At 56.8% G+C, this 15,550-nt stretch carries 13 protein-coding genes; 7 read left to right on the top strand and 6 right to left on the bottom strand.

The features are described from left to right. Positions 1 to 538: 538 nt before the first annotated feature. Positions 539 to 1,210 carry a DUF938 domain-containing protein gene (locus tag FHX16_RS26915; protein WP_183864039.1) on the bottom strand — a complete coding sequence of 224 codons (672 nt, stop codon included), beginning with the start codon at positions 1,208 to 1,210 and terminating at the stop codon, positions 539 to 541. Between the two features lie 222 nt (positions 1,211 to 1,432). On the opposite strand from FHX16_RS26915, the gene FHX16_RS26910 reads away from it, so the two are divergent. Next, on the top strand, positions 1,433 to 1,909 hold the full coding sequence (locus tag FHX16_RS26910; RefSeq protein WP_310503155.1) for a response regulator: 477 nt from the start codon (positions 1,433 to 1,435) through the stop codon (positions 1,907 to 1,909). A gap of 315 nt (positions 1,910 to 2,224) precedes the next feature. Here the strand turns inward: FHX16_RS26910 and FHX16_RS26905 are convergent, their stop codons facing one another. Continuing rightward, positions 2,225 to 2,455 carry a patatin-like phospholipase family protein gene (locus FHX16_RS26905; protein ID WP_183757867.1) on the bottom strand — a complete coding sequence of 77 codons (231 nt, stop codon included), beginning with the start codon at positions 2,453 to 2,455 and terminating at the stop codon, positions 2,225 to 2,227. A 297-nt stretch (positions 2,456 to 2,752) separates the two neighbouring features. On the opposite strand from FHX16_RS26905, the gene FHX16_RS26900 reads away from it, so the two are divergent. From FHX16_RS26900 to FHX16_RS26880, 5 genes are all read left to right on the top strand, one after another. Further along, on the top strand, positions 2,753 to 5,350 hold the full coding sequence (locus FHX16_RS26900) for an EAL domain-containing protein (protein WP_259131352.1): 2,598 nt from the start codon (positions 2,753 to 2,755) through the stop codon (positions 5,348 to 5,350). A 41-nt stretch (positions 5,351 to 5,391) separates the two neighbouring features. Further along, the gene (locus tag FHX16_RS26895; protein ID WP_259131350.1) at positions 5,392 to 6,633 is read left to right on the top strand and encodes a type III PLP-dependent enzyme; all 1,242 of its coding nucleotides are present in this window, start codon (positions 5,392 to 5,394) and stop codon (positions 6,631 to 6,633) included. 15 nt (positions 6,634 to 6,648) lie between these two features. Beyond that, complete coding sequence (locus tag FHX16_RS26890) at positions 6,649 to 7,797, top strand: DMT family transporter (protein WP_183757874.1); 1,149 nt, start codon at positions 6,649 to 6,651, stop codon at positions 7,795 to 7,797. Positions 7,798 to 8,182: 385 nt separating this feature from the next. Beyond that, positions 8,183 to 8,824, top strand: a complete 642-nt coding sequence (locus FHX16_RS26885) for a VOC family protein (RefSeq protein WP_259131347.1) — start codon at positions 8,183 to 8,185, stop codon at positions 8,822 to 8,824. A 208-nt stretch (positions 8,825 to 9,032) separates the two neighbouring features. Next, positions 9,033 to 9,500 (top strand): hypothetical protein, encoded by a 468-nt coding sequence (locus tag FHX16_RS26880; protein WP_183864105.1) that lies wholly within the window; start codon positions 9,033 to 9,035, stop codon positions 9,498 to 9,500. Here FHX16_RS26880 and FHX16_RS26875 read toward each other — a convergent pair. Next, complete coding sequence (locus tag FHX16_RS26875; protein ID WP_259131384.1) at positions 9,421 to 11,472, bottom strand: bifunctional diguanylate cyclase/phosphodiesterase; 2,052 nt, start codon at positions 11,470 to 11,472, stop codon at positions 9,421 to 9,423. The genes FHX16_RS26880 and FHX16_RS26875 overlap by 80 nt on opposite strands. Before the next feature lie 529 nt (positions 11,473 to 12,001). Beyond that, complete coding sequence (locus FHX16_RS26870) at positions 12,002 to 12,298, bottom strand: hypothetical protein (RefSeq protein ID WP_183757880.1); 297 nt, start codon at positions 12,296 to 12,298, stop codon at positions 12,002 to 12,004. 914 nt (positions 12,299 to 13,212) lie between these two features. Here FHX16_RS26870 and FHX16_RS26865 point away from each other — a divergent pair. Then, the gene (locus FHX16_RS26865; protein WP_259131344.1) at positions 13,213 to 14,316 is read left to right on the top strand and encodes an NADH:flavin oxidoreductase/NADH oxidase; all 1,104 of its coding nucleotides are present in this window, start codon (positions 13,213 to 13,215) and stop codon (positions 14,314 to 14,316) included. 365 nt (positions 14,317 to 14,681) lie between these two features. Here the strand turns inward: FHX16_RS26865 and FHX16_RS26860 are convergent, their stop codons facing one another. Continuing rightward, positions 14,682 to 14,903 (bottom strand): hypothetical protein, encoded by a 222-nt coding sequence (locus FHX16_RS26860; RefSeq protein WP_259131342.1) that lies wholly within the window; start codon positions 14,901 to 14,903, stop codon positions 14,682 to 14,684. Continuing rightward, the gene (locus FHX16_RS26855) at positions 14,893 to 15,138 is read right to left on the bottom strand and encodes a hypothetical protein (RefSeq protein ID WP_259131340.1); all 246 of its coding nucleotides are present in this window, start codon (positions 15,136 to 15,138) and stop codon (positions 14,893 to 14,895) included. Before FHX16_RS26855 ends, FHX16_RS26860 begins: the two co-directional genes overlap by 11 nt. Positions 15,139 to 15,550: the final 412 nt, after the last annotated feature.

Genomic DNA, 15,550 nt, shown 5'->3' with positions numbered 1-15,550 from the left:
CACATCCCACTACAAGCCCGGCCGAAGCTTCAGTACAAGTGTCCTAATAAATTGTGAAACACGAAATAGCGATCGTTGCCCGAGGTCGCATTATCACCCTGGCGATCCAGGTCACTTCACTCGATCCAGTCTCGCTTCATAGCGGGACTGGATCCGCAGCCGCAATAAGACAAACGCGGGGCGGTGGCTAGATTCCTTTCAACTGCACTGGATGGCGAATGACGGGCTCTCAGGTTTTGTTCCGGCGGGACCTTCGAGAGCTCGTCCGCTGTCGAGCCTCTTTCGGAGGTTTGCGATGAGCATGTTTTAATGACGGCTTCACGTCCATAGTGTGGAGCCATCGGCCGCCGTTGCTGCGAAGCGGACATGACGCCCTCCAGGATCCGCTGACCAAAGGCCGCAACCGAGCGCAACTCCTTGGCACGGCTTGCATTCGGTTCAGTGGCGACTGACACGACGCGTCCTTGCTTTTTTGTTGCAGGGCACCCGCTGGCACGTTTGTGGTACCCGATCTTCCGGGGCCTGGGACGATTGTCGTTCAGGCACTGCCGCTGGAGAAGACCAGCAACATATTGTTGGTAGGCATCTCGATCGCCTCGCTGAGACTAAGTCCAGCGGCCTCGCCCACTTGTTCAAGATCAGCGATATCACGCACACCCCAGGATGGGTTGCGCTCCTTTAGAGCCGCGTCGAAAGCAGCGTTCGAGGGGGCGTTGTGTGCGCCGTCGCGCATGAACGGGCCGTATAGAACAAGAAGCCCACCAGCGCGAAGCAAACGGCCAGCTCCTGCGAACAATCCTAAGCTTGCCGCCCATGGCGCGATATGGATCATATTGATCGACACGATGGCGTCAAAAGCCCCCATTTGTTCGACGTCCCATTGTCCTGAGCACACATCAATATCCCGCGGTGCCAGCACATTCTTCAGCCCTGCGAATTTGCTCCAGCTAGACGTGCTGGTGCGAGCGTCGGCATCCGGATCACTGGGCAGCCAGGTGAGGTTGGGCATTGCTCCCGCAAAACACACGGCGTGCTCGCCAGTCCCGCAACCAATCTCCAGCACAGCGCCATGTGTTGGAAGGACACGTTTTAGGGCCGTGAGGATCGGCGCCGAATTTCGCGCAACGGAAGGCGAGAACATGCGCTTGTCGGCGCTTACGTCGCGCTGTTCCAGTGCAACAGGCGAACGGTCGTCCTTCTCTGCGGGCATGGGTCTTGAATCCACTTTGGCGTTGTCTCCCACCTTATAGCTGAAACGATGGGACTGAAACCACTTGGTCTAACGCGGCCCCGTGGAGGTTCAATTCTATGAACCTTGTTATTCGGTGAATGCATAGCGCATAACTGGTCTGCATAAAGTCGCATTTATTTTGGGCGTAATTGAAGTATGGTCGACGTGGGAAAGCAAAATGCGAGCCTCTAGATTGCTGGTTTGAATACGTCCTTCCGTTGCTCCCGATCGGAGCAAGGAGAACAATGCACCCGGGGGACTGCGTTGAAACAGAAAGACATTCAACCCGAACTCGCCGGCGCGATTCTTATCGTCGAACCCGATGCGGATCTGTACTCTCGCATCGCGGCTCAGTTGGCATGCACGGGCCTCGCTGCGATCCCTGCGATAAACGCACTAGAAGCGCTAAGTATTCTCGACCGGCGAACTGACATCGGGCTTGTGTTCACCGCCGTAAACATGCCAGGTCCACTTGACGGAGTTGCTCTTGCTGTTCGCATTCATCGTGAGCGACCGGATCTCGCAATTGTCATAACATCGGGAGTCGTTAGTCTCCGGCAGTCTTCGCTTCCCCCACGCTGTCGGTTCCTGAGTAAGCCATATGAACCTGAGGAGGCGATTAAATGCTTCCGGTTCCTGCTGGGAGTTAACACACCTGTTTCGACCGTTCGGATTTAGGGGAAGACCCGCTCAAGCTTATAAAATGAAAACCGCGAAGGCCTTTGCGACAAATCGTTCAGCTGCCGTAATTCGCGGGGACGTCGCATAGGGTTGCTCTGCAGCCTGTTTTACCCCGCTTGAGATGGCCTGGGCATCGACTTTAAATCAGGATCGGGCTTGGCATCGCCTGGAGCCGGGAAGAACCGACCGTTAACATGCGATGACATCGTCGATAGCGCACGTCAATGGCGCGGGCGTAGGCAATCCAACGCGTGATCGTCAAAACGATCCCAACCGGTTTCCGATCGCTGTCACCGCGTTCCGGGCCACCGCTCATAACGTCAGGTGCGGTGCGCTGGAAGGGCTAAAGCCGGCTATCCCGTTGACGCGGCGCCAGGATGTCTCGAGCGCCGCCATTACACCTTTCTCCCCGTCCAGCGCAACGCCGTGGGCAAGAACGACCGCATTCATCGCCCCCGCGGATGTGCCGGTAATGCTTGAAATGACCAGGCCGGCCTCGTCGATGATCCGCTCGATTACCCCCAGCTGAACGCCCGAGCGCACCGCCACTTTGCAGGGCGAGATCGATGGCTATAGGCTCTCGCCGGATGACATGTTCGCGTTGGAATTGCTGCTTGGTCTTAGTGGTATGGTAACCTTCCCATTTCAGCATCTCTAGACCATGGCGAATATTGCGGCGTAGCCAGAGACAAATGCCACCATATTTCAGTGGTTTAATGGAATAAAACACGCGGGGAAATCAGATCCATATATTGTTAACCAACGCGAAAAGTTACAATTCTAGTTAACTGAGAATTTGTATCTCAACTCGTAGTTTTGAAAAAACTTCATGAGGAAAAGATGCGCGCCTTCGTTCCCCATACGGCCAACTTTTTCGGTCGCGATTTCAACCGCAGGATCGTATTTCCTATGGCTGGGATCCTCATCGTGGCAATTACGATTGTCATTGCCATTGTTGTTCTATCCGCGCGTCAGCAAAACAGCCTTGAAGTCGAAGCATCCACCAAGCTTGCAACTACGGCTCTCCAGGTCAAGGCGCGCGAGGTCGCGCGCAATCTGCGGGACTATGCGGTTTGGGAGGACGCATACAAAAACCTGCACGACAAGAGCAACCTGGAGTGGGCGGCAACCGACGGGAATATCGGGGCGAATATCTTTGAAGGCCTGGGCTACGAGATGGCCTTTGCTGTCGATGCCAACAAAAACACCGTATACGCAGTGATCGAGGGCGTTCCGCAGAAGGTTGATGCCCTCAAGCTGATGCCACGTGGATTGCGTGATCTCTTGCATGTCGCTGCCATACAGACTGACCCGGTTACGAGCTTGATCAAATCAGGGGACAATGTCTACCTGGTTGCGGCCAGCGCTTTGTTGCCTCCCTCGATTGATCGATCGACGGTTAATCCGCGCAAACTTACGATGCTGGCTTTCGCAAAGCGGCTCGACCAGAGCTTCCTGGATCGCATGGGACGAGACTACTTACTCTCCGACTTGAAGATCTCGCTTCATGAGGCCGGTGGAGCGGAGGCATCTATACCATTGCTGACACAAGACAGGGTATTCCTCGGAGCGATTACCTGGTCACCCGCAAAGCCGGGATACCAGCTCCTGCAGTTTATCCTGCCCCCGCTATGTCTGGTGCTTGCAGTTCTGGCGGCGTTTTCAGCTCTTGTCGTGCGCAATGCCAGGCGTTCGACGAAGGAATTGGAGGATTCCGCCAAAACCGTGGAAGCCTATGCTCAGACGCTGAAGGAGAGCGAAGTAAGGTTCAAGGACGTGGCGGAAGCATCGTCCGACTGGATTTGGGAAACCGACCATTCGCTCAAACTGGTCTACTTCTCGGCACGTTTTACCGATGTCACCGGGTTGCCCGCCTCTGATGTTCTCGGGAAGACACTCGGTCAGTTCTTTTCAAGTGACGCTGACTCTGACGGTTGGAAGCGGCTGGTCGAGGGATCTGATGAGCACGTCTCGTTCAGAGATCTTCGCTGCTGCTATCGCGACGCAAAGGGTCACATCCGCATCTCCAGATTGGCCGGTCGTCCCATCCTTGGCACGACAGGGGAATTCCTTGGTTTCAGGGGGACAGCGACAGACATTACCGAAGAAGTGGAAGCCCAGGAACGGGCAAGCCATCTGGCGCACCACGATGCCCTGACTGGACTTCCGAACCGCGTTCTGTTCCGGGAACGTCTGAATGTTGCTCTTACGTCGAATGCCGAGCAGACCGCGAGAGTTTCGGTGATCTGCCTCGATCTCGATCACTTCAAGGAAGTCAACGATACCTTGGGCCACGGTGCTGGAGATCTCCTGCTTCAGCAACTTTCGGGACGGCTGAGGGCATGCGTACACCAGAATGACACCGTCGCCCGACTTGGCGGTGATGAGTTCGCGATCATCCAGATCGGCCTCAACCAACCGCTGGAAGCCGAAGAACTCAGCCGAAAACTCATCGATGTCGTCCGCGCGCCTTTCATCATTGAAGGGCAGGATCTTCATGTCGGAGTTAGTATCGGGATCGCGATTGCAAACGTGGATGATGCCGATCCGGAACGGTTGCTCAAAAGTGCGGACATCGCACTTTACCGAGCCAAGCAGGGTGGTCGGGCGACCTACCGGATTTTCGAGGCTCAGATGGATGCCGAACTCCAGGAACGCAAGACTCTCGAATATGATCTTCGTCAGGCGGTCCTGAAGGACGAACTCGAGATTCACTATCAGCCGTTGATCGATCTTGCACAGCATGGCGTTGCGGCCGTGGAAGCGCTGGTTCGATGGAGGCATCCGATCCGCGGTCTCGTGTCTCCGGCAGAATTCATTCCGCTCGCAGAAGAAACCGGCCTCATCGTCTCGATGGGCGAGTGGATCCTCGAGACGGCCTGCCGACAGGTCATGGAATGGGATGGACTGCGCGTCGCGGTAAACCTTTCACCCGTGCAGTTCCGCAACAAGGAGCTGGTCGAGACAGTGCGCCAGGTCCTGGTACGCACAGGGCTCGATCCTGCGCGCTTGGAACTCGAGATAACGGAAAGCGTCCTTATCAACGACACATCAGCAGCCTTGGAAATCCTGAATGGCCTCAAGAGCTTGGGTGTCAAGATTGCCATGGATGATTTCGGCACCGGCTATTCGTCGCTCGGCTACCTGAATTCGTTCCCCTTCGACAAGATCAAGATCGACAAGTCCTTCATAGGAGACATGAACAGCAAGGATAAGTCGGGCGCCATTGTGAAATCCGTCATCAGTCTCGGCCAGAGCCTGAACATGACCACGACTGCAGAAGGCGTTGAGACGCCGGAGCAGGCCGCGTTCCTTGCCCAGGAGGGTTGCGACCAGCTGCAGGGTTACTACTTCAGCCGCCCTGTGACCGCACCGGAACTGTCCGCCTTCATCGGGCGCTGGGCTTCCGGTAAGGAAGCTGGCGAAGAAGCCGCATAGCTTTCGCGCACGACGAATAATCAAAAACAGGTTCAACGAAAATGAATGCCCATGCCCTTTCGGCCGAGCACGTACTCGGCCACGACGCGCGACATCTGCAAGGTCAGATTGAGACAGCTTTTTCGGGCGACGGAAGGACCCTCCGGCCCGCGAAGGATGCGCTCAGAAATTTCGCAAGCGTGGATGCGGTCATTGCGGAGCTCAAGCCGTCAGAACCCGTCTTCTGCATCACGCCCGAAAGACTACGCAGTGCTGCTGCGAGCTTCTCTTCGTTTCCCGGGACCTGCCTTTACGCCGTCAAATGCAATCCTCATCCGTTTGTTCTGGAGACCCTTTACCAGACCGGAATTACAAACTTTGACGTCGCCTCTCTCGACGAGGTCGAACTGATTGGCAGCCTGTTCGGAAGCACCGCTGGAAAGTTCTACAACAACCCGGCGAAGACACGCCGTTCGATCCGAATGGCAAATGATCTGCACGGCATTCGCTTCTATACGGCCGATTGCCTGGAGGAGGTGGACAAAATTGCCGAGGAAGCCCGCGGTAGCGATCTCGTGATTGCCGTCAGGCTCGCCACGAATGGAACCGACGCTCGCTATGTTCTCTCGACCAAATTCGGTGCGACGCCGGACAAGGCAATCCACCTGCTGCGTCACATCCGCTCAAAGGGGATCAAGGCGGGGATTTCATTTCATGTCGGTTCACAGTGCCTCGCACCTGGTGCGTTTTCAGAGGCTGTGGAACTTGCCGGAGACGTGGCGAAGCGGGCAGGAGTGGAGCTCGCGGTTCTGAATGTCGGTGGTGGTTTTCCTGCTCCTTATCCAGGCGATGACGTTGTTGGCCCGGGGCATTATTTCAAGAGCGTCGCGCGCGCACTGCGCAATGGCGCAATACCTCGCTCCTGCTCCATCTTATGTGAGCCCGGCCGAGCGCTCGTCGCCACCGCCGGGATCACGCTCGTCCAAGTGGTAATGAGGCGTGATCACAATCTTTTTCTGAACGACGGAGTATTTGGCACCTTGCAGGAACTCGGGCATTCAAAAGAACGCCGGCCGGTGCGTCTCATTCCGAGCACACCGCGTGTATCCGCCACATACACCGATTTCAAGGTCTGGGGGCCGACCTGTGATTCAAACGACGTGCTCGGTGCACCTTTCAGCCTCCCGGATGATGTGCGTGAGGGGGACTGGATCGAGGTGGGCATGATGGGAGCTTATAGCCTCTCCATGCGCACTCACTTCAACGGATTTTTTGCCGACAAGATCGTGACGATCGGAGCATAGGAGACAGGCTTCGAAATGAAACGATTGGCCGCTTCTGCAATCGGAGCCATGGGGATCGTGCTTTGGGCAAGCGAAACCGTGCTCGTAACCTATACGACTTCCATTCCTCCACTGCAGACGGTTTCGATGGCGTTCCTCTTCGCGGCGGCTCTGTCGCCGGCTGTATGGTACCTGACCGGAAGCCATCCTCTTCTCGCCTTCCGGCAGCCGATCCATGTTTGGCTGCTGTCGGTGAGCGCGCTTGTTGGCTATCATGCTTGCATCTATTACGCGACCCAGAAGGCGCCGCCGGCCGCAGCTGCGCTGCTTCAAGGGACTACCCCACTGATGATCGTTCTTGGCTCCTGTCTTCTGCCGGGCGAGAGACTCAGATGGTGGCACGTCGTCGGTGTTGCCGTCGGACTGTTCGGCGTGCTGCTGCTCATCGAGCGCGGCGGTGATGCATCCATATCCGAGGGTGCGCCGTTTTACCTGACGCTCATCGGGATCGCTGCCGCGCTCTGGGGCATCTATTCGGTGCTGACCCGGACACAGGCCGCAGTACCCTCGTCTGCTCTCGGGTGGTTCTACGCAGCATCTGCGGCCGTATCCTTCCTGGCACATCTGGCGCTTGAAAGCTGGGTGGCGCCTAGTGTGGCGGAATGGTCCGCGATGGCAGCACTCGGCGTTCTGCCCATGGGCCTGGCGATCTACATGTGGGATCACGGAATGAAGCGTGGCGACATTCAGGCGCTTGGCGCGTTCTCTTATGTCGAGCCATTTATCGGAGCGGTCCTTGTTGCGATCTTTTCCTCAGCAGCGATTGAAGCCTCCTTGTTTTGGTCAGGCGCACTGATTGTGGGTGGCGCTGCATTGGCGAGTTCGGGGCTCTGGAAGCCCGATACAAAGGACGATAACGAGGGAAAGGAAGCGACGATGCGTACGCCCGGAGCTCCGGTGCCCAAGCGGTCTATCCTTCAGCTGCTTGCCGAGGCGGATTCCAAAGGTGAGCTTGCTTCAATCAACAACAGGCTGCTTGAGCGCCTCATCGAGATTGGTCGCGATTACAAAGATCCCCGCAAACACGATGCTGAGCTTGCGGAGTTGCTTCTCGCTTTGGGCATTTCGGTAGCGATCTGGGATAAGGCCATCACAGAGAGCGACGCCAGGGAAATTGCGGCCTGAGGCATTGCTGCTATCTGCTCTATGTCAGACGAGGGCGCAGCGAGCGGTCTGAAAACCAATCCCCGGGACGGCAAGCCTACTCATGGTTTTAACATGAGGCTTTGGAAACAGGCGCTCTTCGAGGCTTGCCGAAGAAGGATCAGCGCCCATTTCACCTCGTGCAAAAGCCCCGTTGTAAAGTTTGGAAATGGCCTATCCGGTGTTCATGAATTACTATTGAGCGCTCAAGGGTAGGCGATCGACCACCTGGCAGCAGCTCGAGTTCATTTTTTGCGTAGCACGCATCATTCAAATTCATACGGAAGCCGATCCAGGCCTCCAAGCGAACCGCAACTGGAATCACTGGAACGCGATCATCTCGGGATCGAGGACGGAGGAGACAAGAATGAGTATTCTTGGTGAAGGCAACGGCAAAGCTGGCAAGACGAACGTCGATCTAAAGCTTGAAGTCGTCGCGATTCCCGTCGCTGATGTTGATCGCTCGAAACGCTTCTATTCCGCGTTGGGGTGGCGGCTCGACGCCGACTTCCCGGTCGGCAATGACTTCAGGGTGGTGCAATTCACGCCGCCTGGCTCACCCGCGTCCATCCATTTCGGCGTCGGCATCACCAGCGCCGCTCCCGGTTCTGCTCAAGGACTCTATCTCGTCGTCACAGACATCGAGGCGGCTCGTGCTTCGCTCGCGAGCGGCGGTGCGCAGGTGAGCGAGATCTTTCATCGCGACGGCCCCGGGCAACCGGCAATCGAGGGCCGGGATCCAAACGGACGAAGCTACAGGACCTATGCGACCTTCAAGGATCCGGACGGAAATGCCTGGCTGCTGCAGGAAATCACGCAACGGCTTGAGGGACGGCAGAGCACCGAGGTTACGTTCGCGTCACCTGCAGAAATCGAAGGCGCCCTGCGAAGGGCGGCTGCTGCTCATGGTGAACATGAGAACATCACGGGAAGGCACGACGAGAATTGGCCGGTATGGTATGCGCATTTCATCGCCGCCGAGCAGTCCGGCGGGCCGCTGCCCAAATAGCGTGCGCCATCCAATCAGCAGTTTCACAGCGGAATGACAGAGAATTGAACGCCCGGTTTTTTCCTGTCAGCGAAACTGCGCCGCTCTCGTCACCACCCAAACCTTTGTTGCAGCCTCGTAGCGCTGCCAGTGTACCGTTTGAACATCTGGCACAGTACGCTAGCTTTAATTTTTCCGGTACACGAGCCAGGACGAAGACATGGGTAAGATGGTGGCGTGCCTGCTTGCAGCGGGACTTCTATTCCAATTGCTGGCCACGAACGCTGACGCAGCCAACGCGCTCGAACGAGCGATCGGGGAGGCACAGCCATGCAAGTCACTGAAAGCGAAGGTGTCCAGCTTCGGTGTGAGCATCGATGTTGGAATCGACAGGTTCGACACGGCCAAGATCGAAAGTCTGCAGATCTCGGTGAATGGCGACGCAGCCGAGGCAAGTGCGAGGGGGACGCTTGCTTGCAAGACATCTGACGATGCCCTCGTGAGAGGAGGCTTCTCGGCGACCGCACAGGTTCATCTAAAGGTCGACCTCGCAACATGCAAGACGACCGAGAGCTCGATAGAGATCGTCGGGACAGGCGGTCGTTTCGGTGACATCGTCAAGGGACTGGAGGATGAGATCGCAAGCGCGCTTCGCCGCAGCCTGGAGAAAAACGTGGCCAAGTTCTGCCAGAGTTAACCGCAGACTGAGGTAGCAATTCTTTCGAGCTCAGCCGGCAGTCAAAAAGGCGTTCGACGTCCACGGTCGGAAGCGGCCTCGCGAAGAGATATCCCTGGAAGACCTCGCATCCCGCCCTTTCCAGGAAACGCGCCTGTGCTTCGGTCTCTACACCCTCCGCAACGACTTCCAGTCTCAACAATTTTGCCAGCGAAACGATGGCATTGGTGATTGCCATGTCTTCTGAATCGTTCGGGATATCTGCGATGAACGATCTATCAATCTTGAGTCGGGACAATGGAAATTTCTTGAGCATGCTCAAGCTGGAATAACCAGTCCCGAAGTCGTCGATCGAGAGGCTTACCCCCAGGGCCTTCAATTCATGCATCCGTGCGATAGCCCCCTCAACGTCCTGCATGATGAGGCTTTCTGTGACTTCCAATTCGAGCCACTCCGGGTCAAGGTCCGCGTCGGCCAGTGCCTGACTGACGTGAGAGGTCAACGACGGCTCCAGGAACTGGCGAGGCGAAACGTTGACCGCAACGCGCACGCGGGCAACACTACGTTTCTGCCAGTCTTTGGCTTGCTGACATGCCTTGTTGAGGACGATATCGCCGATCGCGACAATTAAACCCGTTTCCTCGGCGAGGGGTACGAACTCCGATGGAGCAAGGACTCCTCTTGTAGGATGGTTCCATCGGACAAGCGCCTCGACACCAATCACATTGCCTGTATTGGCGTATTGAGCCTGGTAGTGAACGACGAATTCATCGCTCTCGATTGCCCGACGGAGGTCATCGATACGCGCAAGTTTGTTTCTTGCTTCCGCGGCCATCACAGGCGTGAACATCTGAATACCGTCACGCCCAGCCTCTTTCGCTCGGTAAAGGGCGAGATCCGCATTGGCGCAGAGTTCCGAGGAGGTCACTCCAGGCCGCTCCAGGCATGCCACACCGATACTGGCCGTGATGCGAAGGTCGATTCCCGAGATCGATATCGAAGTTGCGATCGCCGCTCGCAAACGTTCAAGCCGATCTCTGAAAGATTCGTTGGTCTGTCCTAGAATCAAGACAAACTCGTCGCCGCCTATGCGTGACACCAATCCGGCTTCGCCGACCTCACGGACGATCCTGTTGGCAACGGCCTTGAGAAGTTCGTCACCGGCGGCATGCCCGAGGCTGTCGTTGATGAGTTTGAAGTTATCGAGATCAAGAAAGGCGACGGCGACGGCTTTGTCGTCGTCTACGGCATTGGTGAGCATCCTCTGGAGGGTGCGGTCAAGCAAAGTTCGGTTCGGCAGGCCTGTGAGCACGTCGTGTTCCGCCAGATGGGCGATACGTTCGACGTCCCGGTTTCTATCGAGTGCGATTCCGATTGTCTGCGCGACAGCGGACAGGAATTCCAGTACGCCCGCGTCTTCGTCTGCGAGTTTGGAGATCATCAGTGACCCGTGCCGCCCGCCATCTCGGGAGGCTATCGGGAGCGCCAGGGTTTCGGGGGAGGGCGCGTCCAGGGTCTCGCCATGGATCACGATCTGCACGCTTCGTGATGGAAAGAGGCTGCGCAGCGTGACGATGAAGTCTTGCAGGAGTGATTGGATTTCGACACCTCGCGCAACGTTTTGCAGAAGTTGCGTCTGGGCCCGCATCAGCTCTTCGGCGCGCTTGCGGCTTGTGATATCTCGCGAGGCGCCTACAACGCCGATGACGTTGCCGTTGCGGTCGCGCAGTGGAACGCGAGTCATCATCAGCCAGCCATCCCCTGTGAGGCGGGGCTCCTCCACGCCGAGATCCGCGAGACCGGTCGTCATGACCTGTCGCTCGATCTCGTCGATCTCCTGTGCGAACGACGACGGGTGAATATCGAAGTCAGTCAGTCCCACCAGTTCGTCCACATGCGAAAAGCCGTTGTTCCTCACCACCGCACGGTTCGCGAACAGGAACCGGCCTTCGAGATCCTTCGCATAGATGAAATCTGGCACGTGATCGATCATCGCCTTAAGCCATTCATGTCGCTCGCCTGGGTCCGAAGATTGTGTGTGCTTGGTATTCTCGTTTGTGTCAGGGACTGCCGGCTCGGTCGCTTCTTGCCGGATTTTTCTGCGGGCGCTCATTCCATTCCTCACAGCCTGATTGGCTTATGGCGAACGTTAGGCACAACGTATTATGCAACTATGAAGAAGGTGGCCGAGCGCCATGGTTGATATCTTCCGTTTTGAGGATGGTGAACGATCCGTTTATGGCGATTGGTCGAGTTGTGAACTCGACGATCGAGACAAACCGAACCCTATTTCGATGCGAGACGTACTGGCGATCTTCGGCCAGATCTTCGCTGAGGAATGCGCCCGTAACAGGGTGCGTTAGATCAAGTTTGGTGAATTGAAGCGACCCGACGTCCTGCGCTGACCCTTGCATCCGCAACAGCAGGGGGCTTTTGTTCGCAACCGAACGGAGACCTATTCAATAAACGCGCTATGCCCGCAAATGACGCCGCTCTCCTTGAGTGTTGCGACGTCAGGCGCTTCAGTATGGCTCGCGATTTAAGATTCCTAGCGTCCTTATCTGATCCGCAAGCGTCAACAGCGCCTTCGCAACAGTTTCGTCCGACATCAGCTCAACATTTCGGGCGATGTCATCAATCACCTGTTCGGTGGACGCGTCGATAGGGAAAATCTTTCCGTTTTTGACGAGTAGATCCCGCAGAGCGCTAGATGCGGCAATGCTGCGCTCCAACAGGCGGCGCCGATCCGCCATCGGTAGCTTGGAAAGATGGTTCGCCGCTCGGACGAGATCGACGACGAGGTTGGTGGTGACTGTCAAGAGATTTGAACTCCAACGTTCTTGCGACCGCAAACCTACCCGTATCTTCATCACACTTTCGAGGATTGCAAGCTCGCCCCCCAGTTCGCAAGCCGGGCCAGCAGATGATTGTTGGCCGCAGTCCTTCAAGTGTATCCCCGCCGAGGCAATCTGGGCGGCGGATCAGATCCGGAATCTGTCCGCACTGGCCACAATTGCGGACCTCCAGATCCGACGTGCTGCCTGGGGGCATCGAGCCAGGCGATCCCACAAAAAGGGTCCTGCTTGGTTCGAGCAAGCGGGGCAGTGCTGGCTAGGTGAGGAACAACGGAACGTGGAACCCCGTTCTTCCGGCCACCAACATACCATCTCAACGTTTGTTGCATGCTGAAGGAGAGGGCTCACATATTTGTCGACGCTGTTTCGAACGATTGGATGGAGAAGAGCGCTCTCGGCCTTGCTGAAACCTCTTCCCCTCCCAATGACGATACTAACTCGAAAGCCCCGCTTGCCTGAGAACAAGCGGGGCCACACTGAGGAAAACAACGGTGGAGCGCAATCAAATCGCTTTTTCGACGCCTCAAGCAGTAGCCGCTCGCGTTTGTTCCAAAGTATCAGCATCTTCAAGCCCCGGAAACTAGGGGGTGAGCATGCGCATCCTGCGCACTATGGAGCAAGCGGCGGTCTTGAGACCCCCAAGTGAGGAAAGCCTTTTGGCTTCCGTTTCGGTGGGAGCCGTCTAGTCGGGAATGAAATTGATTGCATTGGTTCGGATCGTCTCATCGAAATTGTACGCTGCTGGCTCTACGGTCCGAAAACAGCACGACTGCGCAAGGGACCGTCGATAGATTACCCGTCAACTTGCGAAAGTGGCAACTCACGGACAATATGGGGCCACCGTCCTGCATTTCTTATCGCTCAAGTAAGGGAACCCTATGCCAACTCCTGTTCTTTTCACTCCTTTTCGCGTAGCCGGGATGGAGCTTTCAAACCGAATTGTCATCGCCCCGATGTGCCAGTATTCAGCGGAAAATGGATGCACAACTGACTGGCATCTGATCCATTTGGGCCACCTCGCCCTATCGGGAGCGGGATTGCTGACCATAGAAGCGACTGCCGTATCGCCGGAGGGGCGGATCACCTTCGCCGATGTCGGGCTATACGATGACGTTACGGAAGCCGCCATGGCAAGGACCCTTCAAGGGGTACGCAGATATTCGGACATGCCGATCGCGATTCAGCTCGCTCACGCTGGGCGTAAGGCTTCGACAAGCATCCCATGGCGCGGTGGCCAACAAATCCCGCCTGATCAGATGAACGGCTGGCAGACTGAAGCGCCTTCTGCTGTAGCGTTCAGTTCGGAGTACGTGCTACCGACGGCTCTGGATCTCGGCGGTTTAGAGCGCATTTGCAATGCTTTTGCCTCAGCTGCAAGACGGGCGGCCAATATCGGTATCGATGCCGTCCAGATACACGGTGCGCACGGCTATCTGTTGCATCAATTCCTGTCACCGCTGTCCAATCTGCGGACGGACAACTATGGCGGAACGATCGAAAATCGAATGCGCTTCCCGTTGGAGGTCTTCGATGCGGTCCGAAGCGCGTTCACGGCAGGCAAGCCCGTCACGATGAGGGTTTCGGCGACGGATTGGGTTGAGGGTGGCCTTGAACTGGCCGAAGTCATTGCCTTTGCGAAAGCGCTTGAGGCGAGGGGATGTGACGCCATTCATGTATCAAGCGGCGGCCTGCATCCCAAACAATCGATCCCCGTGGGTCCAAGCTACCAGGTCCCGCTGGCACGGGCCATCAAGAATGCAGTGAAAATCCCCGTTGTGGCTGTCGGATTGATAACTGAGCCGGTCCAGGCTGAAGCGATTGTATCGACGGGCGACGCGGATCTGATTGCAATTGCACGGGCGGCACTTTACGATCCTCGTTGGCCTTGGCACGCTGCCGCGGCACTTGGCGGTCAGGTATCGGCTCCTCCGCAGTATCTGAGGTCGCAACCGTCGCAGTACAGGAACCTGTTCCGGACGTAGCTCTACGAAGTGAAGGATTCGACCTCGGCCCCCAGGATTTTTCGCGACTTTGGCTTTGGTCGTTCGCCGTTCACAGAACCTTTTTGAGGTCCCACCCATTTTGGGGCGCTTCCAACCGCGTCTTGCAGCCCTGACGTCCGCCTCGGCGGCCGCTTCCGTTTCGCCTCCGGCATCCCCTCAGCCCAAACACTTATCCAATATCGGCCGCCATGAAGATATAACGGCCGAGGTTGGCGCGGCGACCAGATGACTATCTCGCCCGGAATAATCTCCCGGTCGACTTAGCGCGACCCGCCTTCCGAAGTCCGGCCCCTGGGCGAAGTGCCATTTTTGGAGCGGTCTCGAAGCTCGGCCTTTGCGATCGCCTATTTCTTTCCAGCGCCTAAAGGCTCCCGTTCGAATTTGGGTGTACACCCGCGAGTCATGCCTCGGCTCATTGCGGCTTCGGCCAACGCCAGCTGTATGCGAAGGTGTTTGATATCTCCAAGAAGAGTTGCGATGGTCGCCTTGGCATCCTCATCGTGGAAGGCGAGGGCGGCTTCGACCTCGAAATCAATATCCAGCTGCTTTGCTGATTTACTCGACATGACCTGCCTCTCTTACGAGTTCATAGAAGAGCTGAATAGCGTCGTACTCATCTCCCGCGCACTGGAACCATATCGGTGACCGCATCACGACGCGGGAGCCGACCGCACTGTAGTGACCACAGGCTCTACGCGTAGCTTGGTCAAAAGCGATATCGAAATAGCCGAGAGGCTCGCCCGAACAGATGTCATAGACATTCGCCGAATAGAAACCCCAACCCCGAGGGTTCGGCGTCATGATAATGATTGCCATCAAAAGGGGATGGATTTCGGCGATTGTTGCTTCGGTGGGAGGTGTCCAATAGGTGCCCGCGATTTGTTGAGCGCGCGGCTGCGCTATCGGCACGCGTGGGGCCGTCGTCCTCTGTGTGTTTTGGATGTTCCCATTATGTTCCATTTTGCTATCGAGTCAACATTGCCGACCTGGGGATTTCGGCGAGAAGTATCAGCTCGTGTTCGAGCTTCGGCCGGCACATGATCCGACCAAGGCCTACGGTTTCGTCAATAGCGTCCTAAGTCTCGAGGACCTCTCTTCCTCAATTTGGGTCTTGCGCCGGGACGGGGCAAAAATGGGGGGGCATCAAAATGATCGATATCCCGGCGGAACCCGCCGATCCTGGCGAGCAGTCTCCGCCCTGTAGGCGGACCCG

The organism is Rhizobium sp. BK661 (genome assembly GCF_024808825.1).
Classification (GTDB): Bacteria; Pseudomonadota; Alphaproteobacteria; order Rhizobiales; family Rhizobiaceae; genus Rhizobium.
Note: the sequence above shows the minus strand (reverse complement) of the source record. Positions and strands in the feature narration are given on the sequence as shown.

Coding starts and splice junctions, on each gene's coding strand:
- FHX16_RS26875 (WP_259131384.1), bottom strand. CDS start 11,472: ATGATCGATCACGTGCCAGATTTCATCTATGCGAAGGATCTCGAAGGC.
- FHX16_RS26885 (WP_259131347.1), top strand. CDS start 8,183: ATGAGTATTCTTGGTGAAGGCAACGGCAAAGCTGGCAAGACGAACGTC.
- FHX16_RS26895 (WP_259131350.1), top strand. CDS start 5,392: ATGAATGCCCATGCCCTTTCGGCCGAGCACGTACTCGGCCACGACGCG.
- FHX16_RS26915 (WP_183864039.1), bottom strand. CDS start 1,210: ATGCCCGCAGAGAAGGACGACCGTTCGCCTGTTGCACTGGAACAGCGC.
- FHX16_RS26890 (WP_183757874.1), top strand. CDS start 6,649: ATGAAACGATTGGCCGCTTCTGCAATCGGAGCCATGGGGATCGTGCTT.
- FHX16_RS26855 (WP_259131340.1), bottom strand. CDS start 15,138: ATGACGCCGAACCCTCGGGGTTGGGGTTTCTATTCGGCGAATGTCTAT.
- FHX16_RS26900 (WP_259131352.1), top strand. CDS start 2,753: ATGCGCGCCTTCGTTCCCCATACGGCCAACTTTTTCGGTCGCGATTTC.
- FHX16_RS26880 (WP_183864105.1), top strand. CDS start 9,033: ATGGTGGCGTGCCTGCTTGCAGCGGGACTTCTATTCCAATTGCTGGCC.
- FHX16_RS26865 (WP_259131344.1), top strand. CDS start 13,213: ATGCCAACTCCTGTTCTTTTCACTCCTTTTCGCGTAGCCGGGATGGAG.
- FHX16_RS26860 (WP_259131342.1), bottom strand. CDS start 14,903: ATGTCGAGTAAATCAGCAAAGCAGCTGGATATTGATTTCGAGGTCGAA.